This window comes from Xenorhabdus vietnamensis (assembly GCF_002127535.1).
Taxonomy (GTDB): Bacteria; Pseudomonadota; Gammaproteobacteria; order Enterobacterales; family Enterobacteriaceae; genus Xenorhabdus; species Xenorhabdus vietnamensis.
Window position 1 is genome coordinate 135,845 of the sequence record NZ_MUBJ01000005.1, and the last position, 26,577, is coordinate 162,421.

22 protein-coding genes are annotated in these 26,577 nt (G+C 43.0%); 14 read left to right on the forward strand and 8 right to left on the reverse strand.

Going from position 1 to position 26,577, the window contains the following annotated elements:
* Positions 1 to 19: 19 nt before the first annotated feature.
* The 6 genes from murC (at position 20) to lpxC (ending at position 6,760) form a co-directional block, all read left to right on the forward strand.
* Positions 20 to 1,495 (forward strand): UDP-N-acetylmuramate--L-alanine ligase, encoded by a 1,476-nt coding sequence (murC, locus tag Xvie_RS06795; protein WP_086108582.1) that lies wholly within the window; start codon positions 20 to 22, stop codon positions 1,493 to 1,495.
* A complete protein-coding gene (locus tag Xvie_RS06800) occupies positions 1,488 to 2,408 on the forward strand; it encodes a D-alanine--D-alanine ligase (protein ID WP_086108583.1) in 921 nt (306 codons plus the stop codon). Before murC ends, Xvie_RS06800 begins: the two co-directional genes overlap by 8 nt.
* Position 2,409: 1 nt before the next feature.
* Positions 2,410 to 3,201: a cell division protein FtsQ gene (gene ftsQ, locus Xvie_RS06805; protein WP_139838820.1), complete on the forward strand. Its 792-nt coding sequence runs from the start codon at positions 2,410 to 2,412 to the stop codon at positions 3,199 to 3,201.
* Between the two features lie 55 nt (positions 3,202 to 3,256).
* Positions 3,257 to 4,513 carry a cell division protein FtsA gene (gene ftsA, locus Xvie_RS06810; RefSeq protein WP_086108584.1) on the forward strand — a complete coding sequence of 419 codons (1,257 nt, stop codon included), beginning with the start codon at positions 3,257 to 3,259 and terminating at the stop codon, positions 4,511 to 4,513.
* A gap of 66 nt (positions 4,514 to 4,579) precedes the next feature.
* The gene (gene ftsZ, locus Xvie_RS06815) at positions 4,580 to 5,743 is read left to right on the forward strand and encodes a cell division protein FtsZ (RefSeq protein ID WP_086108585.1); all 1,164 of its coding nucleotides are present in this window, start codon (positions 4,580 to 4,582) and stop codon (positions 5,741 to 5,743) included.
* A 99-nt stretch (positions 5,744 to 5,842) separates the two neighbouring features.
* Positions 5,843 to 6,760, forward strand: coding sequence for a UDP-3-O-acyl-N-acetylglucosamine deacetylase (gene lpxC, locus Xvie_RS06820; RefSeq protein WP_086108586.1), 918 nt, complete (start codon positions 5,843 to 5,845; stop codon positions 6,758 to 6,760).
* Positions 6,761 to 6,879: 119 nt separating this feature from the next.
* Here the strand turns inward: lpxC and Xvie_RS06825 are convergent, their stop codons facing one another.
* Positions 6,880 to 7,416 carry a DUF721 domain-containing protein gene (locus Xvie_RS06825; protein ID WP_086108587.1) on the reverse strand — a complete coding sequence of 179 codons (537 nt, stop codon included), beginning with the start codon at positions 7,414 to 7,416 and terminating at the stop codon, positions 6,880 to 6,882.
* Between the two features lie 37 nt (positions 7,417 to 7,453).
* Between Xvie_RS06825 and secM the strand changes: the two genes are divergently transcribed.
* Both secM and secA read left to right on the forward strand, forming a co-directional pair.
* Positions 7,454 to 8,008 (forward strand): secA translation cis-regulator SecM, encoded by a 555-nt coding sequence (gene secM, locus Xvie_RS06830; protein ID WP_086108588.1) that lies wholly within the window; start codon positions 7,454 to 7,456, stop codon positions 8,006 to 8,008.
* Positions 8,009 to 8,231: 223 nt separating this feature from the next.
* Complete coding sequence (gene secA, locus Xvie_RS06835) at positions 8,232 to 10,940, forward strand: preprotein translocase subunit SecA (RefSeq protein WP_086108589.1); 2,709 nt, start codon at positions 8,232 to 8,234, stop codon at positions 10,938 to 10,940.
* A gap of 200 nt (positions 10,941 to 11,140) precedes the next feature.
* Here secA and Xvie_RS06840 read toward each other — a convergent pair whose 3' ends face one another.
* Complete coding sequence (locus Xvie_RS06840) at positions 11,141 to 12,748, reverse strand: ATP-binding cassette domain-containing protein (protein ID WP_086108590.1); 1,608 nt, start codon at positions 12,746 to 12,748, stop codon at positions 11,141 to 11,143.
* Positions 12,749 to 12,993: 245 nt separating this feature from the next.
* Here Xvie_RS06840 and mutT point away from each other — a divergent pair, with 245 nt between their 5' ends.
* Complete coding sequence (gene mutT / locus Xvie_RS06845; protein ID WP_086108652.1) at positions 12,994 to 13,398, forward strand: 8-oxo-dGTP diphosphatase MutT; 405 nt, start codon at positions 12,994 to 12,996, stop codon at positions 13,396 to 13,398.
* A gap of 204 nt (positions 13,399 to 13,602) precedes the next feature.
* Here mutT and yacG read toward each other — a convergent pair whose 3' ends face one another.
* From yacG to ppdD, 6 genes are all read right to left on the reverse strand, one after another.
* On the reverse strand, positions 13,603 to 13,806 hold the full coding sequence (gene yacG, locus Xvie_RS06850; RefSeq protein ID WP_086108591.1) for a DNA gyrase inhibitor YacG: 204 nt from the start codon (positions 13,804 to 13,806) through the stop codon (positions 13,603 to 13,605).
* Positions 13,807 to 13,993: 187 nt separating this feature from the next.
* Positions 13,994 to 14,752 carry a cell division protein ZapD gene (gene zapD / locus Xvie_RS06855; protein ID WP_086108592.1) on the reverse strand — a complete coding sequence of 253 codons (759 nt, stop codon included), beginning with the start codon at positions 14,750 to 14,752 and terminating at the stop codon, positions 13,994 to 13,996.
* Positions 14,745 to 15,368: a dephospho-CoA kinase gene (gene coaE, locus Xvie_RS06860; protein WP_086108593.1), complete on the reverse strand. Its 624-nt coding sequence runs from the start codon at positions 15,366 to 15,368 to the stop codon at positions 14,745 to 14,747. The genes zapD and coaE overlap by 8 nt, the downstream gene beginning before the upstream one ends.
* A gap of 132 nt (positions 15,369 to 15,500) precedes the next feature.
* Positions 15,501 to 16,700 carry a protein transport protein HofC gene (gene hofC, locus Xvie_RS06865; protein ID WP_086108594.1) on the reverse strand — a complete coding sequence of 400 codons (1,200 nt, stop codon included), beginning with the start codon at positions 16,698 to 16,700 and terminating at the stop codon, positions 15,501 to 15,503.
* Complete coding sequence (locus Xvie_RS06870) at positions 16,697 to 18,310, reverse strand: GspE/PulE family protein (RefSeq protein WP_086108595.1); 1,614 nt, start codon at positions 18,308 to 18,310, stop codon at positions 16,697 to 16,699. The genes hofC and Xvie_RS06870 overlap by 4 nt, the downstream gene beginning before the upstream one ends.
* 69 nt (positions 18,311 to 18,379) lie before the next feature.
* On the reverse strand, positions 18,380 to 18,802 hold the full coding sequence (gene ppdD, locus Xvie_RS06875) for a prepilin peptidase-dependent pilin (RefSeq protein WP_086108596.1): 423 nt from the start codon (positions 18,800 to 18,802) through the stop codon (positions 18,380 to 18,382).
* Positions 18,803 to 19,146: 344 nt separating this feature from the next.
* On the opposite strand from ppdD, the gene ampD reads away from it, so the two are divergent.
* The 5 genes from ampD to aceF all read left to right on the forward strand — a co-directional run bounded on the left by ampD (position 19,147) and on the right by aceF (position 26,559).
* Positions 19,147 to 19,689 carry a 1,6-anhydro-N-acetylmuramyl-L-alanine amidase AmpD gene (ampD, locus tag Xvie_RS06880; protein ID WP_086108597.1) on the forward strand — a complete coding sequence of 181 codons (543 nt, stop codon included), beginning with the start codon at positions 19,147 to 19,149 and terminating at the stop codon, positions 19,687 to 19,689.
* Between the two features lie 5 nt (positions 19,690 to 19,694).
* The gene (ampE, locus tag Xvie_RS06885) at positions 19,695 to 20,549 is read left to right on the forward strand and encodes a beta-lactamase regulator AmpE (protein ID WP_086108598.1); all 855 of its coding nucleotides are present in this window, start codon (positions 19,695 to 19,697) and stop codon (positions 20,547 to 20,549) included.
* Between the two features lie 465 nt (positions 20,550 to 21,014).
* On the forward strand, positions 21,015 to 21,779 hold the full coding sequence (pdhR, locus tag Xvie_RS06890; protein WP_086108653.1) for a pyruvate dehydrogenase complex transcriptional repressor PdhR: 765 nt from the start codon (positions 21,015 to 21,017) through the stop codon (positions 21,777 to 21,779).
* 249 nt (positions 21,780 to 22,028) lie between these two features.
* On the forward strand, positions 22,029 to 24,692 hold the full coding sequence (aceE, locus tag Xvie_RS06895) for a pyruvate dehydrogenase (acetyl-transferring), homodimeric type (RefSeq protein ID WP_086108599.1): 2,664 nt from the start codon (positions 22,029 to 22,031) through the stop codon (positions 24,690 to 24,692).
* Positions 24,693 to 24,705: 13 nt separating this feature from the next.
* Positions 24,706 to 26,559, forward strand: a complete 1,854-nt coding sequence (gene aceF, locus Xvie_RS06900; RefSeq protein WP_086108600.1) for a pyruvate dehydrogenase complex dihydrolipoyllysine-residue acetyltransferase — start codon at positions 24,706 to 24,708, stop codon at positions 26,557 to 26,559.
* Positions 26,560 to 26,577 lie beyond the last annotated feature (18 nt).

Here is a 26,577-nt window from a genome sequence, read left to right on the forward strand (position 1 = left end):
AACGAGTGAAAATTAAAAAGTGAATACACAACAGTTGGCGAAATTAAGAGCTTCAGTGCCTGAAATGAGAAAAGTCAGGCATATCCACTTTGTTGGCATTGGTGGTGCTGGCATGGGTGGTATCGCCGAAGTGTTGGCTAATGAAGGTTATCAGATAAGTGGTTCTGATCTGGCCCCTAATGCTGTCACACAACAACTGATTGCACTGGGTGCAACTATTTATTTTAATCACCGCCCGGAAAACGTGCGGGATGCCAGTGTTGTTGTGGCATCCACGGCTATATCGGCAGAAAACCCAGAAATTATGGCTGCACGTGAAGCCCGAATCCCTGTAATCCGCCGTGCGGAAATGCTGGCAGAGCTTATGCGTTATCGTCACGGTATTGCGATTGCGGGAACGCACGGAAAAACCACGACGACAGCAATGATTGCTGGCATTTATGCACAGGCGGGTCTTGATCCTACGTTTATTAATGGTGGGTTGGTGAAAGCGGTAGGCACACATGCTCGTTTAGGTAGCAGCCGCTATTTGATTGCGGAAGCTGATGAAAGCGATGCTTCATTCTTGCATTTGCAACCGATGATGGCAGTTGTCACCAACATTGAAGCCGACCACATGGATACCTATCAGGGGGATTTCGGAAACCTGAAACAAACGTTCGTTAATTTTCTGCATAACCTGCCATTTTATGGTCGGGCTGTGATGTGTATTGACGATCCTGTCGTGAAAGAACTTATTCCCCAGATTGGGCGTTATATCACGACCTACGGTTTCAGTGAGGAAGCAGACGTTCGTATTACCCATTATGAGCAGAAAGGTGCTCAGGGGTTTTTCACTATTAGCCGATATGACTTGCCAGATCTGCATGTGATGTTGAATGCCCCAGGACGCCACAATGCACTGAATGCAACTGCTGCCGTCGCAGTGGCGACAGAAGAAAGCATTGAGGATATGGCTATCCTTGCTTCTTTGGCAGAGTTTCAGGGAACTGGGCGCCGCTTTGATTTTCTGGGGGAATTTGCTCTCAAACATATCAATGGCAAAGAAGGTAGCGTGATGTTGGTAGATGACTATGGCCATCATCCAACAGAAGTTGACGCCACGATTAAAGCTGCGCGAGCGGGTTGGGTGGACAAACGCATTGTGATGGTATTCCAGCCACATCGTTATACGAGAACCCGTGATTTATATGATGACTTTGCTAATGTTTTGAGTCAGGTAGATGTTCTATTGATGCTGGATGTGTATGCCGCAGGTGAAACGCCGATCCCGGGAGCGGATAGCCGTTCTTTATGCCGTACTATTCGCAGTCGTGGCAAGTTGGACCCGATTTTTGTATCAGGGCTTGATCAAATTTCAATCATTCTGTCTCAGGTGATAGAAAACAATGACTTAGTTTTAGTACAGGGTGCCGGTAATATCGGTAAAATAGCGCGCAATTTGGCTGAAACAAAATTGCAGCCATCTTTTAATGAGGTAGAGCATCATGGTTGATAAAGTTGCTGTTCTGTTGGGCGGAACGTCTGCTGAACGCGAAGTTTCATTGCAGTCAGGACATGCTGTTGTTGCTGGGCTGAAAGAAGCGGGTATTAATGCTTATTCAGTTGATACAAAAGACTTTGATGTGACTAAACTCAAAGAGGAAGGGTTTAGTAAAGTCTTTATTGCACTACATGGCCGTGGTGGTGAGGATGGTACGTTGCAAGGTTTGCTGGAGTTTTTACAACTTCCTTACACCGGCAGCGGAGTGATGGCATCTGCCTTGTCAATGGATAAATTGCGCACAAAACAGCTATGGCAGGGAGCGAAACTACCAGTTCCCCCTTATGTCGCAATTAATTCTCAAAAAATTGAACAAGTTAACGATTTTCAACTCAAAGAGTATGTTCAAGAGCTAGGCCTGCCATTAATGGTTAAACCGAATCTGGAAGGCTCCAGTGTAGGAATGACCAAAGTGAATGATTATTCCGAATTGCGTGGCGCATTGGAGCTGGCATTTAAATACGATACTGACGTGCTGGTTGAAAAATGGCTGTTTGGTCCCGAATATACTGTAGGATTTTTGGGAGACAAAGCACTTCCTTCTATCCGTATTCAGGCTCCAGAAGTGTTTTACGATTATGATGCGAAATATATTTCCAACCAAACGCAATATTTTTGTCCAAGCGGCTTGAGTGTGGAAAAAGAACAAGAGTTGTTAGATATTGCATCAAAGGCTTATAAAACGCTGGGATGCCGGGGCTGGGGACGTGTTGATATCATGGATGATGGCAATGGTAACTTCTATTTGCTGGAGGTTAACACTTCTCCTGGTATGACTAGCCATAGTCTTGTGCCAATTGCTGCGCGTCAGGCGGGACTTAACTTTTCTCAACTCGTAGCAAAAATTTTGGAGTTGACTGATTAAAATGTCGCAGGCAGCCCGGAATGTTCGGGAGCGGGAGAGTGAAGCTCAGGGATCTCGTCCGAGCAATGGTTATTATCTGGTGGGGATTATCTTCTTCTTGATGGTGGCTGGCACCATCGCATGGGGAGGCTGGATGGCACTGGACTGGATGAAGGATTCTAGCAAATTACCGCTCTCAAAGCTGGTGCTGACTGGTGAACGCCATTACACCACGAATGATGATGTAAGAAAGGCTATTTTGTCCTTGGGAACTCCCAAAACATTTATAACTCAGGATGTTAATGCCATTCAGGAAAAGATTAAACAGCTGCCATGGATTCAGCATGTGACTGTACGTAAACAATGGCCTGATGAACTTAAAATACATCTGGTAGAATACGTGCCTTATGCGCGCTGGAACGACACTCAACTGTTGGATGCTGAAGGCCAAGAATTCAGCTTGCCTATGGAACGCATTGCAAATAGGAAATATCCTATATTGCATGGGCCAAAAAGCAAAGGAAAAGACGTATTGCGTGAATATCACACAATGGCGGATTTTCTTGAAAAACACCAAATAAAACTGAAAGCAGTGAGCATGACAGCGCGTAATTCCTGGCAGTTGATATTGGATAATAATATCCGTTTAGAGTTAGGAACTAAAGATAAAACGCAGAGAATGAAACGTTTTGTTGAACTTTATTCTCGGTTGCGGGAAAACACTGAGAAACGCGTAGATTATATTGATTTACGCTATGAAAATGGTGCTGCGGTAGGTTGGACTCCTTTATTAACTGATAAGCCGGTTCAATGAATGGGCAAGAAAACAAACAGTGACTGGTAATAATACAGAGACAGGCAGAATAACGATGATCAAATCAACGGACAGAAAATTGGTAGTTGGCCTTGAAATTGGTACAGCAAAGGTATCTGCCCTGGTTGGTGAAATTCTGCCCGATGGTATGGTCAATATTATCGGAGTAGGAAGTTGCCCATCCCGCGGCATGGACAAAGGCGGTGTAAACGATCTTGAATCGGTCGTCAAATGCGTGCAGCGTGCCATTGATCAGGCTGAACTCATGGCGGATTGCCAGATTTCCTCAGTCTATCTGGCGCTTTCTGGCAAACATATCAGTTGCCAGAACGAAATCGGCATGGTGCCAGTTTCGGAAGAAGAAGTGACACAGGATGATGTGGACAGTGTTGTCCATACAGCTAAGTCGGTTCGTGTTCGTGATGAACACCGTATTTTGCATGTGATCCCACAGGAATACGCGATTGATTATCAAGAAGGGATCAAAAATCCGGTTGGGCTTTCAGGTGTACGTATGAAAGCGAAAGTCCACTTGATTACCTGTCATAACGATATGGCGAAAAATATTGTAAAAGCTGTTGAACGTTGTGGATTGAAAGTTGATCAACTTATTTTTGCCGGGTTGGCATCAAGTTATGCTGTATTAACAGAAGATGAACGTGAATTGGGAGTATGTGTCGTCGATATCGGTGGTGGGACAATGGATATCGCTGTATATACTGGCGGCGCATTACGTCATACCAAAGTTATTCCTTATGCAGGCAATGTAGTGACTAGTGATATTGCCTATGCATTTGGTACTCCCCCAAGTGATGCTGAAACTATCAAGGTTCGTCATGGCTGTGCATTGGGTTCGATAGTTAGCAAAGATGAGAATGTGGAAGTCCCAAGTGTGGGAGGGCGTCCTCCTCGTAGTTTGCAACGTCAAACTTTGGCTGAAGTTATCGAGCCCCGTTATACCGAACTGCTGAATTTAGTGAACGATGAAATTTTGCGATTGCAGGAGCAATTACGGCAGCAGGGAGTAAAACACCACCTGGCGGCAGGGATAGTCCTTACAGGGGGAGGAGCCCAGATTGATGGTCTGGCCGAATGCGCTCAGAGGGTATTCCATACTCAAGTTCGCATCGGCCGCCCTTTGAACATCACGGGACTCACAGATTATGTGCAGGAGCCTTGCTACTCAACAGCGGTTGGGCTTCTGCATTATGGCAAAGAATCTCAGCTTGGCAGTGATTCTGATGCCGATAAAAGAACGTCAGTCAGTGGTTGGTTTAAGAAAGTCAGCAACTGGCTGAAAAAAGAATTTTGATTTTTTATACAGAGGCTACGACAATGTCGCGGGCCTCGATATAAAGGCACAAAACGGAGAGAAATTATGTTTGAACCACTGGAATTAACCAACGACGCGGTGATTAAAGTCATCGGCGTCGGCGGCGGCGGCGGTAATGCTGTGGAGCACATGGTGCGTGAGCGCATTGAAGGCGTTGACTTCTTTGCGGTTAACACAGATGCTCAGGCACTGCGTAAGACGGCGGTTGGTCAGACTATCCAGATTGGCAACGGTATTACGAAAGGATTAGGCGCTGGTGCAAATCCTGAGGTTGGTCGTACTGCTGCGGAAGAAGATCGTGAATCACTGCGTACCGCACTGGAAGGTGCAGACATGGTATTCATTGCCGCAGGTATGGGAGGTGGCACAGGAACAGGTGCAGCACCTGTTGTAGCTGAAATTGCCAAAGAACTTGGTATTTTGACTGTTGCAGTTGTCACTAAACCATTTAATTTCGAAGGCAAAAAACGTATGGCCTTCGCAGAACAAGGGATCACTGAACTATCTAAACATGTGGATTCATTGATCACTATTCCAAATGACAAATTATTGAAAGTTCTGGGACGGGGCATTTCCCTGTTGGATGCATTCGGTGCAGCCAATGATGTCCTGAAAGGGGCAGTTCAGGGTATTGCAGAGTTGATTACTCGCCCAGGTCTGATGAACGTTGACTTCGCTGACGTTCGTACCGTTATGTCCGAAATGGGTTACGCCATGATGGGCTCAGGTATTGCGCAGGGTGAAGATCGTGCGGAAGAAGCAGCAGAAATGGCTATCTCAAGTCCATTGCTGGAAGATATTGATCTTTCTGGTGCACGCGGCGTTCTGGTTAACATCACAGCGGGCTTTGACCTGCGTTTGGATGAATTTGAAACGGTTGGTAACACAATCCGGGCATTTGCTTCTGATAATGCAACGGTGGTTATCGGTACGTCACTGGATCCAGACATGAATGATGAGCTGCGTGTTACCGTTGTGGCAACAGGCATTGGAATGGATAAACGTCCAGAAATCACTCTAGTGACCAATAACAAGGCTCCTCAGGCAAATACGATGGATCGTCGTTACCAGCAGATGCCTGGCGGAATCCCTTCATTGTCTGATGAGAATAAAACAGCAGCAAAAGTCGTAAATGACCAAAATCCGCATACAAGCAAAGAGCCTGATTATCTGGACATTCCCGCATTTTTGCGTAAGCAGGCTGATTAATAGCTAAAAAATTGGTTTCTCCGCTTTTTGTGCTAAACTATCCTGCCAATCATGAATTATAGTGATTGGTGGGATAAGTAACATTGCGAGATATAAACGATGATCAAACAAAGGACATTAAAACGTATTGTTCAAGCGACTGGCGTTGGTTTGCACACCGGTAAGAAAGTCACGCTGACAATGCGCCCAGCGCCGGCTAATACCGGGGTCATCTATCGTCGTACTGACTTGAATCCTCCGGTTGATTTTCCGGCAGATGCCAAATCTGTGCGTGATACTATGCTCTGCACTTGTCTGGTGAATGAGCATAATGTGCGTATTTCAACAGTTGAGCATTTGAATGCCGCACTGGCTGGTTTAGGCATTGATAATATTGTTATTGAAGTCGATGCACCAGAAATTCCGATTATGGATGGCAGCGCTAGCCCGTTTGTCTTCCTGTTATTGGATGCGGGTATTGAAGATCTGAATGTAGCGAAGAAATTCGTGCGAATGAAGGAAAGTGTTCGCGTAGAAGACGGTGATAAATGGGCTGAATTGGCACCGTACAATGGCTTCAGTCTGGATTTTACTATCGACTTTAATCACCCAGCAATTGATGCCAGTTCGCAGCGCTATAGTCTGGATTTCTCTGCTGATTCATTTGTCCGCCAGATTAGTCGTGCGCGTACTTTTGGATTTATGCGCGATATTGAGTACTTGCAATCTCAAGGATTGTGCCTTGGTGGCAGTTTTGATTGTGCGATTGTGGTTGATGACTACCGTGTACTCAATGAAGATGGCTTGCGTTTTGAAGATGAATTCGTCCGCCATAAAATGCTGGACGCCATCGGTGATCTGTTCATGTGTGGCTATAATATCATTGGTGCATTTACTGCATTCAAATCAGGTCATGCATTGAATAACAAATTGCTACAAGCTGTTTTAGCGCATGAAAGTGCTTGGGAGTTTGTCACATTTGAAGATGAAGCTGAAATGCCATTGGCTTTCCGTGCTCCATCATTAGTGTTGGCATAATTGGCGTTGGTATAATAGCTAACGTGTGTATTAATAAAGAGTGTTGAGAGCATTCCAATGATGCACCAGTGGGTTATGTTATCTGTTACGCTCCTTTCGCTGATACTTTTCATTCAGCGTTAGCACTTCTTTTTGGCTGTACTGGTACCCTCTCCGGCCAGCGCAGCCAACCGTTCCAATTTTCTTTTCAATTTTTCCGGGCTATTCTCAGCCAACATCATTAATGTTTTTGCGCTTTCATGGGTTAACTGGCGCTTTGGTAATTCTTGATTATCATTACTGAATGCTTTTGTTGACGGTTTTGAGAATCCTTGTTCATTATTATCACACTTAACCATTAATGATGGATTAATCCTGATGTCGATTGAGGATAAAGATGGTAGAATTTCGCTTCTCAACGTAGACAGTAAGACAGGAATTTCATAACGAAGCCGAGTCATCCAACTGGCATTTCCTGCTTCCAGTACCAGAATTTGTTTGCGATAATTGGCGACCCTACACCACGGGTGCAACGGTGCAGGAAGCAAACTGAGAACGGTGCGGTTGAGCTTCAATAATGCGATGGCATGTTGTTGAATGACTTGAAGAGGGCTTTTTCCGACAGTTGCCGCATCTTCAAACAACGTATCCAGTGATTGTGGGCGGCTATCTCGCATAATAGAAGCAGTTCCAGTATTTATTAATGAAGGATTAATGAGTATTTTAAATCTTTGGCGGCAATTTGGTAGGCGTTATTTTTGGTCTCACCTTTTACTGGGCATGGTTGCTACAGGAATTGGTGTTCCTACTGTTTTCGCTGGAGTGGCAGAAAGCCTAACCCATACAAATACTTCTTCTGCCCAAGGAAGCCGTAATCAAGCCCTTTACTCTTTTGAGCGCTTATTTAAATTACACTTGCTCCAATTAAAAAGTGTCCAGCGTCAACCCTCTAATTATTTAAACTACTGGCAACAACATGCCGTTCGTAATGTGATCCGTCAACTTTCTTTTGCTTTTTCTGTCACAGAGCCTGTCAGATGCGAAGTAGCAAAAGAAAGTACTCGGATTTCTTCACCATCCATGCAGCAACTTATGCTGGATACGTTACATGCCATGCTGACACAAGCACCAATGCCATTTGAAGGAATTATATCAGATGTTGCGATGGTGAATTTTGTGCTTCCTGATACCCATACCCCAGCTCTTTGGGTCGCTAAAGTTCAGGGAATTAGGGCTGGGCCAACGCCCAATCATCTATTTCTGCTTTAATGCGGCTGTTTTATTTCATCCTAATTTTAATAAGACAGTTTTTAATAAATAAATGATTTATACCCAATGAATTTCAAGATGTGTCGCGGCAGCAAGGGAGCGAATCCACGGGAGCATAGATAACTATGTGACCGGGGTGAGTGAGTGCAGCGAACAAAGAGGTAACTTGAAAGACGAAAGGTATATTGGCTACAACAATAGCCCTATCTGAGATGTACTAATTATGCTGATTAAATTACTGACAAAAATTTTTGGTAGTCGTAATGACCGCACTTTGCGCCGTTTGCGCAAAGCGGTTGATGTTATCAACCGCATGGAGCCGGACTTTGAAAAACTTTCTGATGAAGAACTGAAAGCGAAAACTGGTCAATTTCGCGCTCGCTTAAAAGAAGGTGAGTCACTGGAAAAAATTATGCCAGAAGCCTTTGCTACTGTCCGTGAAGCCAGTAAGCGTGTATTTAGCATGCGCCACTTTGATGTGCAGTTACTGGGTGGGATGGTATTGAATGAACGCTGCATAGCAGAGATGCGCACCGGTGAAGGTAAAACTCTGACAGCAACATTGCCTGCTTATCTTAACGCCTTAAGTGGGAAAGGCGTTCACGTTGTTACCGTGAACGACTATTTAGCCCAGCGTGATGCTGAAAATAACCGTCCATTGTTTGAATTCCTTGGCTTGAGTGTGGGCATTAACTTACCGGGCATGCCAGCCCCAGCCAAACGTGAAGCTTATGCGGCGGATATTACTTACGGTACCAATAACGAGTACGGTTTTGACTATTTGCGTGACAATATGGCATTTAGCCCGGAAGAGCGGGTTCAACGCAAATTGCATTATGCATTGGTGGATGAGGTGGACTCGATTCTGATCGATGAGGCCCGTACTCCATTAATTATTTCAGGGCCTGCGGAAGATAGCTCTGAGCTTTATATCAAAGTGGACAAACTGATCCCGAAACTGGTTCGGCAGGAAAAAGAAGATTCAGATACATTCCAGGGAGAAGGCCATTTCTCTGTTGATGAAAAAACGCGTCAAGTCAATCTGACAGAGCGTGGATTGGTGTTGATTGAAGAGCTATTAGTGGATGCTAAATTGATGGATGAAGGTGAATCCTTGTATTCACCGACCAATATCATGTTGATGCACCATGTAACAGCCGCTTTGCGCGCTCATGCCCTGTTTACCCGTGATGTTGATTATATTGTCAAAGATGGTGAGGTCATTATCGTTGATGAACATACAGGGCGTACAATGCAAGGGCGTCGTTGGTCTGATGGCTTGCACCAAGCTGTGGAAGCTAAAGAAGGCGTTGAGATTCAGAATGAAAACCAGACGCTGGCTTCAATCACATTCCAGAACTATTTCCGTATATATGAAAAACTGGCAGGGATGACAGGAACCGCCGATACGGAAGCCTTTGAATTCAGCTCTATTTATAAATTAGACACGATTGTCATTCCAACTAATCGCCCAATGATTCGTAAGGATTTGTCAGATCTAGTCTACATGACAGAAGCAGAAAAAATTGAGGCGATCATTGAAGATATCAGAGATCGGACAAACAATGGTCAGCCTGTTTTGGTGGGGACAATTTCGATTGAGAAATCGGAACTCATTTCTAAGGCATTAACTAAAGCTGGCATAGCACATAACGTATTGAACGCAAAATTCCATGCAATGGAGGCTGACATTATTGCTCATGCTGGTCAGGCTAGCACAGTGACTATTGCAACCAACATGGCGGGACGTGGTACAGATATCATGTTGGGGGGAAGTTGGCAGTCAGAAATGGCTAAATTAGAAGAGCCAACCGAAGCACAAATTGAAAAAATTAAAGCAGAATGGCAAGAACGTCATGATGCGGTATTGGCAGCGGGTGGATTACATATTATTGGTACAGAGCGTCATGAATCACGCCGTATTGATAACCAGTTGCGTGGTCGTGCGGGACGTCAGGGAGATGCAGGTTCTTCACGCTTCTATCTCTCAATGGAAGACTCTTTAATGCGTATTTTTGCTTCCGATCGTGTGACGGGCATGATGCGTAAACTTGGTATGCAGCCGGGTGAAGCGATTGAACACCCATGGGTGACTAAAGCGATTGCTAATGCTCAGCGTAAGGTTGAGAGCCGTAACTTTGATATCCGTAAACAATTGCTGGAATATGATGATGTCGCGAACGATCAGCGCCGTGCAATTTATGCTCAGCGTAACGATTTGCTTGATGTGAGCGATGTCAGTGAAACCATCACCAGCATCCGTGAAGATGTCTTCAAGATAACAATTGATGCTTACATTCCACCGCAATCACTGGAAGAAATGTGGGATATTGAAGGCTTGCAGGAACGTTTAGTCAACGATTTCGATTTGGAGCTGCCGATTAAAGAGTGGTTGGACAAAGAGCCTGAATTGCACGAAGAAACACTGCGTGAACGTATCTTTGAGAAAGCGCTCGAACTTTATAAACAGAAAGAAGAAATCGTCAGTGCAGAAATGATGCGTAACTTTGAAAAAGGCATCATGTTGCAAACCTTAGATACATTATGGAAAGAGCATTTGGCTGCGATGGACTACCTGCGTCAGGGTATTCACTTGCGTGGTTATGCACAGAAAGATCCAAAACAGGAATATAAACGCGAATCCTTCTCTATGTTTTCCAACATGCTGGAATCACTGAAATATGAAGTGATCAGCACTTTGAGCAAAGTTCAAGTTAGAATGCCGGAAGAAGTTGAGGCACTTGAACAGCAGCGTCGTGAAGAAGCTGAGCGTTTGGCAAGACGACAACATTTGAGCCATGAGGTTGAACAGGGAGCGTTGATGTCAGAAGCTGAGGCTCAAATGGCAACAGGAGAACGTAAAATTGGACGTAATGATCCTTGCCCATGTGGTTCTGGCAAAAAATATAAGCATTGCCACGGTCGCTTATAAATATGGTCGCTTATAAATAAAGTGAGTGGTGCCAATGGAAATAGCTAATCTGGTTATCATTGGCATGAGGTAATTTAACGAAAACCCTTAGATCTTATTCTGCAAGAGTATACTTCAATGGAAGTTCTCGCATCAGGAATAGATTTGAGGGTTTTGTTATAGCGGATTTTTCTTTATTGGAGGTTAGACAGGATTAATAGTTAGATCGAGTCATTTTCTCGAACATTCAATACCAATTCCTGCATATTTCCTACACTTCTAATGAAATTATCGTCATGGGAAATTAGTATCATAGCCCCCGTATAATCATGTAGTGCTTTTTGAAGTAATTCACGTGATTCAATATCCAGGTGATTGTCTGGTTCATCCAATAACAGCAGAGCAGGCGCATATGGCCCACAAAACAGGCAAGCTAATGCGACCTTCAGTTGTTCTCCCCCACTTAGATAGCTTACAGGCTTCAAGGCTTCATCACCGCGAATACGCAACTGTGCCAATCGAGTACGGTAACGATCTTCAGTCCAGCCTGGTGACTGCAATTGAAAGTTATGCAGTGCAGATTGGTTTTTATCAAGGAACGAAAAGTGTTGATCCATTAGACGATATGAATGTGTTATCTGGCAAGTGCCATGTTTGGGCATGAGAGAACCCGCCATTACTTTTAGTAAGGTAGATTTTCCACTGCCATTTTTACCGATGATAGCGAAACGATCACTATTATTAAGAGTCAAGCTGATTGGGGAATCTGAACCAAAAGGTAAGATGACATCTTGTAAGTAAAGTAGAGGAGCAGTAGCCGTTTGTGGGGTTGCAACTACAATTGATAATGGATCGATAATTTCCAGTTTCTCTCTGGCATCTGCAGCGAGTGATGAACTCCTTTGAATTCGTTCTTTGTGTTGTATTGCTTGCCGTGACAGCGTGGCTTCTGAGCGTCCAAGTTGACGATCAAGGAGGATTTGGGCTTGATTGGCATTTTCTCGTTTTTGCTTGCCTTGACTTTGCCTTTTACTGGTTTTTTCACGGTCTTTTTGCTTATCACGCAAAACTTGTTTCAGATTTTTTTGGGTTTGATCCACTTCGCGTTGAATACCGAGCCTTAGTTGTTCCTTACTTTCCAGCCAAGTTTCCCATCCACCAATACTACGAGATAATCCCAATCCACCAAGTTCATAAATAATCGATACATATTGTAAAAGTTGGGTATCATGGGTCACCAGCAAAATACCACCACTGAAAGTACCCAGCCATCGAGCCAGCCAAAGGCGACCTTGCCGATCAAGGTGGTTACTTGGCTCATCCAGAATCATAAAACCAGCACCTTGCCGTTTTAGTGTTAATAACCTGATCCGTGTTTGCTCACCACCACTGAGGGAATCAAAGGGCTGATTTAATATGTTTGGATTGAGTTCACCTTCCGCAAGCAGAGATTCGGTCTGGAATTGCCAATCCCAATGACCTTCCATAACATTAAAGTCTTCTTCATCACCTATCCCTGCCAGAACACGTTCATTGGCTTTCATTATTTTGGTTAAGCCCAGCATATCAGAGGCATTACCAGTAAAAGATGTCAAGCCTTGTGACAAATAACCTACATCACAAAAATGTTTTACGTTACCTTCAGTGGGAAGAAGCTGCTTTGCCAATATTGAGGCCAGCCAAGATTTACCAACACCATTCCGCCCAACTAACGCATGTTTTTCTGTGTTTAAAAACATATCAATACCAGAAAACAGAGGTGCTGCTTCACTAGGAAATTGATAGGCGATTTGCCTTGCTTCTATCAATGATTGAACATCGCTTTGCATAAACTGTGTTTCCTTAATCTTTAAAATAGTCGTTTAAATCTATTTGTTGGTTAATTTCTTACACTGTTTGCAGTCTTCTTTTACATGATATGGTTTTATTTCGAGGGGTATTTGGTAATAAAAGCAGTAAATACAATTGCACTTTGGATGAAATACAAGATTGCGATTTAAACTAATTTTAGGGTAGTCTGCAAGAGATAGTCACTTAGGTTGAATAATAAATTGCAAGAAAAAGAAAAATGATTATGGAAAAAAAACATCTGCATATTGCAGCAGGCATCATTAAAAATAGCAATGATGAAATTTTTATCACTCAGCGTAGCGCTGATTCGCATATGGGCGGCTTTTGGGAATTCCCCGGAGGAAAGCTTGAGCAGGGAGAAACTTCTGGACAAGCATTGATTAGGGAATTGAAGGAAGAGGTTGGGATCACGGTAACTCACTGTGAATTAATTGATACCATCACACATGATTTTCCTGATAGAAGCATTACCCTTGATTTTTTCTTGGTTGATGAATGGAAAGATGAACCATTTGGTAAAGAAGGGCAACCTTCCCGTTGGGTTTTACAATCAGAATTAATTGCTGATGAATTTCCTCCTGCAAATCGCAGTATTGTTGGTTTTCTAACCAAAAATGGTTGTTATTAAAGAATTTTTAATAAATTAGGGTGTTTTAAGATAATTATTACTTAAGCGTTTTTTGGACTGCTGGTTTTTAAGTGACGAGGTTAACTTAACTGGCTGACTTTTAACTTATTCAATTAATTGAATGGACTAATTGATTGGATAGGCAGCGGCACCGAATAAAATAGGTGCCGCTATGACGGTATACGTTAAGTGATATTTATGATTTTATTTGTACTGCTCAGGTTCTTCGCTCCAGTTATCATTTTCGGTGCTGTCGCTTTGACTGAGTATTCTCTTTTCTTCGCTGGCCCATTCACCCAAATCAATTAATTGGCAACGTTTACTGCAGAATGGGCGGTAAGGACTAACTTCACCCCATATTACCGTGTTGCCACACGTTGGACATTCAACAGTCAATACTTCAGACATATTACTTTCTCCCACTTGATTTGAAGGATATATCCTTCCACTTTTCATGTCGCAGCTTTGTTGGCTGAACTCACTGATCCAGTGACATATTTATAAATACAGAGCTATATAAATACAGAATCAGCCATGCTACTAGGGATTTATTCCCTGGCTGTCGTGCTGCAACTTGAAATTTATTGGACATATGTTAGCAGCAGGCTAATTCAAATGACAAATGGGCAGGTATAACACCATGTTCAGTATCCATTGGTAAGAAACGAATGGCGAAGCGTGTTTTATAGCCGGAGACTTGTGGATAAACCAATAAATTTGGCGTAACGTCCAATTTTAATCTCAGCAAATCGGCTTCATCTGCGTTCCCTTGATAAAATCCGTTATGACTGGTTTTAGGGGTGAAAACAGCAGAGTGACGTATGAGCCTCAGAATGCTCTCTAAAGCTTGTTGTAATGGTTGAAGGCTGTTTAGCCAGATTTTGACAGATTCATCCCTGACAGATTGTGGTAAATGCAGCCACAGATGCAATGTTGGTAAATCAAAGCTACAACATCCTCCAGGGATACTGAGACGTTGACGTACCATGCTGATAATACGATCTTCTTTAATATATTGGCTAATCCGGGGAGCTTGGTTCAAGGCAATACTGCGTTCTTTAAGTTGTTCTGACAAACTGTGGATCATAGCTGTATCGGCATTTGGAGCACCGAGCCATTGTTTTAATTTCGCTTGCTGGCGATCCAGCTCTTTCAACAGTTCAGAACGGACTTCACCGCGTTCTAGAATCTCAATTAATTCGGCAATTGTACGGAAAAACGAGAGACTACTCGCTTGAGAGTCCAGGTAACGTTGTTTTTCCAACTGTTGCAGTGAAGACTCAATCCTCAACCATGAACGCATTTTTTCATTGAGTGGGTGTTCAAAAATAATAGTAGAGGTTGCGTCACTCATTATGGTTTTCCTGTCTGACTGATTCTGCTTGTTTTAAATACTGTTGATGTAATTCGACAACCCGAGAGGTAATATCCTGTTCGCTGTTGTGATTAACAATGACATCATCTGCCTTTTCCAATCTGTCCTGACGGCTGGCTTGTGCAGCCAGAATATTTTCTACTTGCTCACGGCTTACACCATCACGAGCCATTGTTCGGTTAATCTGTGCTTCAGCTGGGACATCAACAACTAAAATACGATCTGCCAAAGGGATTAAATTATTTTCAATTAACAGAGGAACTACCCAAATGACATAAGGAGTAGTCACTTGGTTTAATTGTCGTTGTGTTTCTATTTGGATCAGTGGATGTAAAAGTTCATTGAGCCACTTTTTCTTTTCCGGAGCAGCAAAAATTTTTTGGCGCAGCATTGCACGGTTAAGGTTGCCATCAGGCAATAATATGTCGACCCCAAAGTGTTCTGTGATTGCTTGCAATGCAGGGGTGCCATGGGCTACAACTTCTCTGGCGATAATATCTGCATCAACAATCGGGGTACCAAGGGATGAAAACACATTAGAGATAGTCGTTTTACCGCTACCAATTCCACCTGTAAGTGCAACAATATAAGTCATTCTATCCCTTTAAATATATCTGATAGCATAATCAAATTGTAACTCAAGGGAAGCGAATGAGCTATAAACAAACACATGCAATTCTTGTTCTTGTGGCCTTGAGAAAAGATAAAAAAATATGTAGTTATATTGTTAAGTTAATATTTCGCCTAATTGAAAAATAGGTAAATACATAGCCAGCAATAATAAACCGACTACCAATGCCATTATCAGCATCAGCAAAGGTTCCAATAATTGAACCAAACTATCCGCAAGATTGATTGATTTTTCTTGATACCATTCTGCAAGATTGAATAAAAATAACTCTAATTCTCCTGACTCTTCACCTATTGTGACAAATTGCTGGCATAGAGAAGGAAAATGGGGTGTTTGTTTTAACGCATCACTTATTGGAATGCCTTGTTGAATTTGCCTGTACAGGCTCTTTACTCCAGCAATAAAAATAGGGTGCTGAGTTGCATTTAATGCACATTCAAGCCCTGTCATTAGTGTCAAACCAGCTTTCTGTGTCATGAACAGAATATGAAATATTTGATTAGTTTGTTGATAAATCGTGAGCTGCTTAAAAATAGGAAGCTTCATAAAGAACATTTTTTCTTTAGCTTTAAAAATTGGGAAGCGATGTCGTAGCCATAGATAGCTAATTAACAATATAAATATTATTATCATTAACCATACGCCATGGTGCATCAATAAATCAGAGCCTGATAGAACCCACTGTGTTAACAGAGGCAAATTGGCATTTAACGAGGAATAAACTTGCCGAAACTCTGGCAGAACAAAAATCAACATCAGAATAATAACTAAAAAACTTATAAAAACGACAATTAAGGGGTAGCGATAAGCTTTCTGAATTTTCTTCCTCAATGTATTTTGCTGTTCCAGCCGATTAATGATTAATTGGCAGCAGCTTTCAAGCTGGCCAGTTTGTTCTCCTACTGCGATCATTTGGCAGAATAGGGGAGAAAATAGTCTCGGGTAATGCGCGAGTGTTGCTGAAAATGATTCTCCCTGACGTATTTTCTGAATCATATCTGTTAGTACACATCGCCAGAGGGCGTGTTTACACTCTTGCAATAGGATAGTCAGCCCCTTGAGTAGAGGGATGCCTGATGCCAGTAATGTGCTTAACTGATGAATAAAGTGCAGGCGATATGCAATTTCCTTTTCGCTGTAATAAATAATTTTTTTGCATTTGATGGCATAGGGTTGAAGATCAAGATAGCTGAGGTATTGGAATACGCTCTTTTTGCTGTGACCAATGCTCTCTCCCTTTATGGAGTTTCCTTTCTTATTAATTGCCTGCCATTGGTAAATATATTCTATTTTCATACTATTTCATGGCCTGTAATCTGATAAATTTCTTCAAGGGTGGTGATTCCTTTTTCCACCAATGCAAGCCCTGCTAAAAAAAGAGTTGAATCCTGCTGTGAGGCAAGTAAGTGTGAGAAATTGGTGTTGGAAAGCTCAGACAGGGCTTTCTGGAGATCGGGCTTTATTTCGAGAAACTCATAGATGGCAATTCTGCCATAATAACCAGAAAAACAGTGATCACAACCAACTGCGTTCCATTTTTTCATAGAGAACCGTTGTTTTATAGAATTTGATTCTACAGAGTCAGATTTTACAGAAATAGGTTTTTCGGTTGAGTTAGTAAGTTTCGTAGATTCAGAAATATTTTCTAGCTTATTAGTAATATCAGAATTAGTGATATCAGGGAAAACTGTGGGAATACTGTCTTGTTGTCGGCAATGGGGGCAGAGTTTACGAACTAATCTCTGTGCGATAATCAGTTTCACACATGAGGCTGTGGTATAACCAGAAATTCCCAGATTCTGCAGGCGAGATAACGTATCAATGGTTGAGTTGGTATGCAATGTTGATAAAACCAAGTGACCTGTTTGCGCTGCTTTCATTGATATTTCGGCAGTTTCATTATCACGGATCTCACCAACCATAATGATGTCGGGATCTTGCCGTAGTAATGCCCTAAGGACTTTAGCAAAATCGAGACCAATCTTGTTATTGACAGGCGTTTGGTTGATGCCATTTAAAGGAATTTCAACAGGATCTTCGACACTACAGATATTCTTTTTAGTCTGGTTTAAATATTGCAGGCAGCTATACAATGTGACGGTTTTTCCACTGCCAGTTGGGCCTGTTACTAAAATCATCCCTTGTGGTAAATGAAGCTTTTGTTTTAAAAGTTGGAATTGTGATTCAGGTAAGCCCAATTGTTCCAAGGATAATTGATGTATGGTATTTAAAATACGCAGGACTATTTTTTCTCCATGCAGAGTAGGTAGTGTTGATATACGTATTGCGTAATTGTTTTTGCTACCATTCCAGTCAAATTGGCCATCTTGCGGCTGACGTTTTTCGGCAATGTTGAGCTTTGCCATGATCTTTAAACGGGCAGGGATAGCCACATTCATTTGAGGAGGTGGCGTTTGCATGGTATGCAATGCACCATCAACTCGAATACGTATTTGATAGCCATTTTGAGACGGTTCAAAATGAATATCGGAAGCTCTTTTTTGTATTGAAGTTAATATCGTCTGATTAATTAATTGAATAACAGGTGTATCCATGTCTTCATCATGGAGATCGTTTGTTTGTATTGCATCATGGTTATGAGCATAGTTGCTATCAAGGCGATCTATTCGGTACGGTTCCTCTTCATTATTTTCTGAACAGTAATTTTCTACGGATATTAATGAGTTTTCTTGTGTCAGCATGGATTCTATTTTTGCTTGTGGCCAAATATTTACATTAACGATTAAACCTGAAATAAATCTTAGTGCTGCTATGAAATCCTCATTAGGTGACTGGCTACAGGCGATTGTTATTGTGTAGGAATCTTTTTTTGTAATAATCGCGTGATATCGTTGACACAGTTCTTTTATTTCTTTTTCCATAATAAAATATTCCTTATTTATCATTATCTCTATTCCTTTAATATTGGTAGCAATTTGACTATTCTTTCTTTTGTCAGGAGTGCAAGGAGTTATTTAAAACTTCAAAGTTTCCTGACATTTTATTTTTAGCGATTCATCTTTAGCTTCACAGATTGTTTTCCACTGAGTCAGTCCACTCTTAGTATCTTGAATGGGTTTTAGAGTGGCATGGAGTCCACTGAGATTTTGCTGACCCGATATAATTATCTCCCCCTCTTTTACTGAGAGGGTGCTGATATAGCGGCTATTGTGGCCTGATGGGATGGAAGAATGACCGGAGTGGCAATCTTTGTAATTTTCAGCTTCAAAGCGACACAGTTCCACACCGGATTTATAAGGCACGATAGCTTGTAGCATATCGGTCAATGCTGCTTTTTGGATGTATCCTTGATAACTGGGGATGGCTATTGCGCCAAGAATAGACACAATAGCCATAACAACCATCACTTCAATTAATGTAAATCCTTGCTGTTTCATTTTTCCTCCTCTATGTATATCTGGACAATTTATTATGTTCAATGACAGATAAATGTCGGTGCCAATAAGCATGAAGAAAAAGGGAAAAAATGAAATATCGTTAGTAAAATTTATGAAACTGACTCGAAAAAATAACTTTATGTTACATTTTTTTGCAAAAAATTTTCGAGTCCGCTCGTAAATAAAGTAACGTCAGGAATATTGGCGGATGGAAGATGCTAACCTGTTACACTTCAAACGGCAGCATGATGCTTAGCGAAGGTTATTAGTGTTGATGATATTAAGGATATTAAAATAGTGCTTCCGGAAAGATGATATTAAATACTAAGGGGGAAGTATAAAAAATGAAGTTGCATGAAGGGTGGATTGATGGCGTGAGAAAGGTGATTTCCCCACATTGTGATTTGCGTCCAGAGGGAGACACACCATCATTACTGGTCATTCACAACATTAGCTTACCTCCCGGAAAGTTTGGAGGTCCTTATATTGATCAATTATTTATGGGAACACTGGATCCGAAAGATGATCCTTTTTTTGAAGAGATCAAGCAATTGCGTGTTTCTGCTCACTGTTTAATCCGGCGTGATGGAGAAATTGTGCAATATGTCCCTTTCAATAAAAGAGCTTGGCATGCTGGTGTTTCCTGCTACTGTGACCGTGATAAATGCAATGATTTTTCGATAGGCATTGAACTGGAAGGCACGGATTATGAGGAATTTACTGAAATTCAGTACACCAAATTAGCAGAAGTCACAGAGCTGCTTATTGGCCAATACCCTGATATTCGTAACAATATTACAGGACACAGCGATATTGCTCCGGGTAGGAAAACCGATCCCGGGCCTTATTTTTATTGGGAACACTATCGTCAATTATTGAAGGAGTGAGTTGAATGACTCTCTTTATTCTATTGTTAATACTAGCATGGGAACGTGTTTTTAAGATGGGAGATCACTGGCAACTGGAACGCTGCTTAGCTCCATTTTTTGTCAGAGTAAGATCACATTCACTGTGGAGTAGTTTGGGGATGACCTTTCTGGTTATCCTATTAACTTGGATGTTTATTGCTATTTCCAGTTCCGTTGCTTTTGGTATTCCCGCGATGGTGCTGAGTATCATAATCAGCCTGTTATGTATTGGTGCAGGTGGGCTGCGTCATGATTACCGTGGCTATATTCAGGCTGTGCGCCAAGATGATCCTGAGCAGCAGCATAAGTATCTTGCCCGTCTGACGATGATTCAGGGAACATTGCCTGATACCACAAAGGAAGAGAGGTTACGTGAGATACAGAATTCATTGATTTGGATAAACTTTCGTTATTATCTCGCCCCTATTTTTTGGTTGGCTGTATTGGGTAAATTTGGACCTGTCATTTTAATGGGATATGGTTGCCTCAGAGCTTATCAAGGCTGGTTGGCACAATACAAAACGGCAGTACAGAGAGCACAATCGGGAGTTGATGGCATATTGCATTTGCTGGATTGGCTTCCTACACGTTTGGCTGGTATTGCCTATGCTTTGTTGGGGCATGGTGAGAAAGCCTTGCCAGCTTGGATAGCATCACTTACTGATTTTCGGTCATCGCAATATAAGGTGATCAGTCAATTGGCACAATTTGCACTAAGTAAAGAGCCTCATCTGAATCCTATAGAAACGCCTGTTGCTGCCGTAACGTTGGCAAAAAAGGCGACTTTTACTATTGTGATCATTGTTGCATTGTTGACGATCTACGGAGCATTGGTTTAACAATTAGGGGATAGGGGATTGGTGTTAGTAATCGTTTGTTCCCTATCTTTTAAACAAGTAATTCGTTCCCTTGTTATAGTCCCGCCATATATGACAAGAATGACTCTGGTGGGAATTTTTATTTACTTAGTGGGGTGTTTGGCGCCTTATTTTGCTTATTTATTACATTTAAAAAGCGTTAAATCCAATCAAGTTTCTCCTTCTTAAAATCCCTTTTGGTTATAATTTTCTAATAAAATTTAAAATAATTTGTTAAAATTTGCAGGTTTTTATGATTTGACTCAAGGTCTTTATAGACAGCTAGTGAATACTTTGTTACTTTAAGACCCTGTATTCTAAATTGGTATGACCAATTGACTTTGGCCCGTTAGCTAGGGTTTAGTTACTAATTATTTAGTCACTAAGGCTTAGTTGGTTGGGCATAGTCCGAAGCAACGTTTACTTATTGAATGGCTTACAGCAGATATGGCCTATAGCAAGATTCGCCAACCAAAGTTATCAGATGTGATTGAGCAGCGTCTTGAACAGCTCATTCTCGAAGGCTCGCTACGCCCGGGAGAAAAACTGCTGCCTGAGCGTGAACTGGCGAAACAGTTTGAAGTATCACGCCCATCATTACGCGAAGCCATTCAAAAATTGGAAGCCAAAGGCTTTCTTTTCCGTCGCCAAGGGGGAGGAACTTTCGTGCAGAATAATCTGTGGCAAAGTTTCAGCGACCCGCTTGCCCAACTTATTGCAGAGAATCAAGAATCCCAGTTCGATCTCCTTGAAGCACGCCATGCTTTAGAGGGAATTGCTGCTTATTATGCAGCTCTGAGGGGAACTGATGAAGATTTCAAACGCATTGAGCAAAGTCATTTTGCTATTCAAGAAGCACAACAAAGTGGCGATGTGAATGCGGAATCTGATGCTGTCCTGCAATATCAGCTTGTTGTCACGGAAGCTGCCCATAATGTGGTATTGCTACATTTGTTGCGCTGTATGATCCCGATGTTAGAACAAAATATCAGGCGCAATTTTGAAGTTATTTATACCCGTAAAGAAATGTTGGCAGCCGTTAGTGACCATAGGGCTGAGATTTTTCTCTCTATTATGGCGAGAGAACCGGAAAAAGCCCGTGAGGCTTCCCATCGCCATTTGGCCTTTATTGAAGAAGTTTTATTGGATCTAACTCGTGAACATACTCGTCGTGAGCGTTCATTGAGGCGGCTCCAGCAACATCAGGAATAAGAGCCTGTCCTTTGGGGCGTCATAGACAAATCAAATTCCCAAATAGGGTAGGTTCTAAACTTGGCTGTACAGATCCTGACTGCTGCGTTTGTACAGTTCGTCAACTCTTTATTCAGTTATTTAAGAGTTTTAGCGGCAACATATAGCAGGGCCTATCTTCCGGTCATAACAGGCAGTTTCGTCAAAGGGTATGACCAGAAGATAGGCTCCAACAACCATTAGAAATAGATAACAGATAAGGAATACACCATGTCAGATATTTTGAAAAATGACGTGGATCCGATCGAAACTCGCGATTGGTTACAGGCGATCGAATCGGTCATCCGTGAAGAAGGTGTTGAGCGTGCTCAATTCCTGATTGATCAGGTTTTGAATGAAGCTCGTAAAGGTGGCGTTAACGTTGCTGCGGGTGCTGCAAGCCGTGATTACATCAACACTATTCCTGTTGAGGATGAGCCTGCTTACCCTGGCAACCTGAATTTGGAGCGCCGTATTCGCTCTGCTATTCGCTGGAACGCGGTAATGACTGTTCTGCGTGCATCCAAAAAAGATCTGGAGCTGGGTGGTCATATGGCTTCATTCCAGTCTTCCGCTACTGTTTACGACGTTTGTTTTAACCACTTCTTCCGTGCTCGCAATGAAAATGATGGCGGTGACTTGGTATACTTCCAGGGCCACATTTCTCCGGGCGTTTACGCACGTGCATTCCTTGAAGGTCGTCTGACTGAAGAGAAAATGAACAACTTCCGTCAGGAAATCGGTGGTAATGGCCTATCTTCTTACCCGCATCCAAAACTGATGCCTGATTTCTGGCAGTTCCCAACTGTTTCAATGGGGCTGGGGCCGATCTCCGCGATTTATCAAGCTAAGTTCCTGAAATATCTGGAACATCGTGGTCTGAAAGATACTTCTCAACAAACCGTTTACGCTTTCTTGGGCGACGGTGAAATGGATGAACCAGAATCCAAAGGTGCGATCACTATCGCAACCCGTGAAAAACTGGATAACCTCGTATTCATCATCAACTGTAACTTGCAGCGTCTGGATGGCCCAGTAACCGGTAACGGCAAAATCGTTAATGAACTGGAAGGTATCTTCGATGGCGCTGGCTGGCAGGTGCTGAAAGTCCTGTGGGGTGAGCGTTGGGATGAACTGCTGCGTAAAGACACCAGTGGTAAACTGGTTCAATTGATGAACGAAACGCTGGACGGCGACTATCAGACATTTAAGTCCAAAGATGGCGCTTATGTCCGTAAACATTTCTTCGGTCGCTACCCAGAAACTGCGGCATTGGTCAAAGATATGACTGATGACGAAATTTGGGCTCTGAACCGTGGTGGTCATGATCCTAAGAAAGTTTATGCCGCACTGAAAAAAACACAGGAAACTACGGGCAAACCAACTGTAATCTTGGCTCAGACCATCAAAGGTTACGGTATGGGTGATACCGCTGAAGGTAAAAACATTGCTCACCAAGTTAAGAAAATGAACATGGAAGGCGTTCGTCAGTTCCGTGATCGTTTCAATGTACCTGTGTCTGATGAACAGATCGAAAACCTGCCATACGTGACTTTCGACAAAGACTCTGAAGAATCCAAGTACCTGCATGAGCGTCGTAATGCACTGGGTGGTTACCTGCCAAGTCGTCGCGTTAACTTCGACGACAAACTGGAAATCCCAGCTCTGGAAGATTTCAGTTCTCTGTTGGAAGAACAATCCAAAGAAATTTCTACCACTATTGCTTTCGTTCGTGCATTGAACGTCATGCTGAAGAACAAGTCGATCAAAGATCGTCTGGTTCCAATCATTGCTGACGAAGCGCGTACTTTCGGTATGGAAGGTCTGTTCCGTCAAATCGGTATCTACAGCCCTAATGGTCAGCAGTATACTCCGCAAGACCGTGAGCAGGTTGCATACTATAAAGAAGATTCTAAAGGCCAGATCCTGCAAGAAGGTATCAACGAACTGGGTGCTGCTTCATCTTGGTTGGCTGCTGCAACGTCTTACAGCACAAATAACCTGCCAATGATCCCATTCTACATCTACTACTCCATGTTCGGATTCCAGCGTATCGGTGATCTGTGCTGGGCAGCGGGTGACCAGCAAGCTCGCGGCTTCCTGGTTGGTGGTACTTCTGGTCGTACAACTCTGAACGGTGAAGGCTTGCAGCACGAAGATGGTCATAGCCATATTCAGTCTCTGACTATTCCTAACTGTATCTCTTATGATCCAGCATTCGCTTATGAAGTTGCCGTTATCATGCATGATGGTTTGGAGCGTATGTATGGTGAGAAACAAGAAAACATCTACTACTACATCACTACACTGAACGAAAACTACCACATGCCAGCAATGCCAGAAGGCGCTGAAGAAGGTATCCGTAAAGGTATCTACAAGCTGGAAGTCTTGGAAGGCGCGAAAGGTAAAGTTCAGTTGCTGGGTTCAGGCTCTATCCTGCGTCATGTTCGTGAAGCAGCGAAGATCTTGTCTGCTGAATACGGTATTGGTTCCGATGTATACAGCGTAACTTCCTTCACTGAACTGGCTCGTGATGGTCAAGACTGTGAGCGCTGGAACATGTTGCATCCATTAGAAGAACCTCGTGTTCCTTATATTGCTCAAATCATGAGTGAGGCACCAGCAGTTGCTTCTACTGACTACATGAAACTGTTTGCAGAACAAGTACGTAACTTCATTCCTGCAAGCGATTATCGTGTACTGGGTACTGATGGTTTCGGTCGTTCTGACAGCCGTGAAAACCTGCGTCACCACTTTGAAGTTGATGCTTCTTATGTGGTTGTGGCGGCTCTGGGTGAATTGGCTAAACGTGGTGAAGTTGATGTGAAAATCGTTGAAGAAGCTATTAAGAAATACAACATCAACCCAGAAAAAGCTAACCCACGTCTGGCATAAGAGGTAAAGATTAATGTCTATCGAAATTAACGTACCTGATATTGGTGCAGATGAAGTTGAAGTTACCGAGATTCTGGTGCAAGTAGGTGACACAGTTGAAGTAGAACAGTCACTGATCACTGTTGAAGGTGATAAAGCTTCTATGGAAGTCCCATCGCCACAGGCGGGTGTAGTTAAAGAAATCAAGGTTGCGGCTGGTGATAAAGTTGAAACCGGCAAACTGATCATGATTTTTGAATCCGCAGACGGTGCAGCAGAAGCTGCACCTGTACAGCAAGCAGCGGCAGCACCAGCAGCCTCTGAAAGCAAAGAAGTGAACGTACCAGATATCGGTGGTGATGAAGTTGAAGTTACCGAAATCATGGTAAAAGTGGGTGATATCATCACTGAAGAGCAGTCACTGATCACTGTTGAAGGTGACAAGGCTTCTATGGAAGTTCCTGCGCCATTCGCGGGTACGGTGAAAGAGATCAAAATTGCCGCTGGTGACAAAGTCAAAACGAATTCTTTGATCATGGTATTCGAAGTTGCGGGTTCTGGTGCAGTACTTGCGGCAGCGCCGGTAGCGGCTTCAGCAGCGCCTGTAGCATCTGCGGCAAAAGAAGTGAACGTACCGGATATCGGTGGCGATGAAGTTGAAGTCACCGAAATCATGGTAAAAGTGGGTGACACTATCGCTGAAGAGCAGTCACTGATCACTGTTGAAGGTGACAAGGCTTCTATGGAAGTTCCTGCACCATTCGCGGGTACGGTGAAAGAGATCAAAATTGCCGCTGGCGATAAAGTCAAAACGGGTTCTTTGATCATGGTATTCGAAGTTGCGGGTGCAGCACCTGCGGCAACGCCAGTAGTGGCTTCAGCTCCTGCGGTTGAACCTGCGAAAGCAACATCAGCTCCAGCAGCAAGCAAGCCAGCAGAAGGCAAAAACGAATTTGCAGAAAATGATGCTTATGTTCATGCAACTCCAGTGATTCGTCGTCTGGCGCGTGAATTTGGCGTAAATCTGGCTAAAGTTAAAGGTACAGGTCGTAAAGGCCGCATCCTGCGTGAAGACGTTCAGGCTTACGTGAAAGAGGCTATCAAACGTGCAGAAGCAGCTCCTGCTGCTGCGGGCGGCGGTTTGCCGGGCATGTTACCTTGGCCGAAAGTTGATTTCAGCAAGTTTGGTGAAATCGAAGAAGTTGAAATGAGCCGCATCCAGAAAATCTCAGGTGCTAACCTGAGCCGCAACTGGGTCATGATCCCTCACGTTAACCTGTTCGATGAAGCGGATATCACTGAAGTTGAAGAGTTCCGTAAACAGCAGAACAAAGAAGCTGAGAAGAAACAGCTGGGCGTGAAGATCACTCCGCTGGTATTCGTGATGAAAGCAGCAGCGAAAGCACTGGAAGCAATGCCTCGCTTTAACAGCTCCATTTCTGAAGATGGTCAGAAGCTGATCCTGAAAAAGTATGTCAACATCGGTATCGCGGTTGACACACCTAATGGTCTGGTTGTTCCTGTATTCAAGGATGTCAACAAGAAAGGTATCATGGAACTGTCCAGAGAACTGGCTGAAGTTTCCAAGAAAGCTCGTGCTGGTAAATTGACTGCTTCCGACATGCAGGGCGGCTGCTTCACCATCTCCAGTCTGGGTGGTATTGGTACTACCGGTTTTGCACCAATTGTAAATGCGCCAGAAGTAGCAATCATGGGTCTGTCTCGTTCTTCCATGAAACCAGTTTGGAATGGCAAGGAATTCGTTCCTCGTCTGATTCTGCCTATGTCTCTGTCTTTCGATCACCGTGTGATCGATGGAGCAGATGGTGCTCGCTTCATCACTTATATTAATCAATTGATGAGCGACATCCGCCGTTTGGTGATGTAATGCAAAGGCCGGTATATT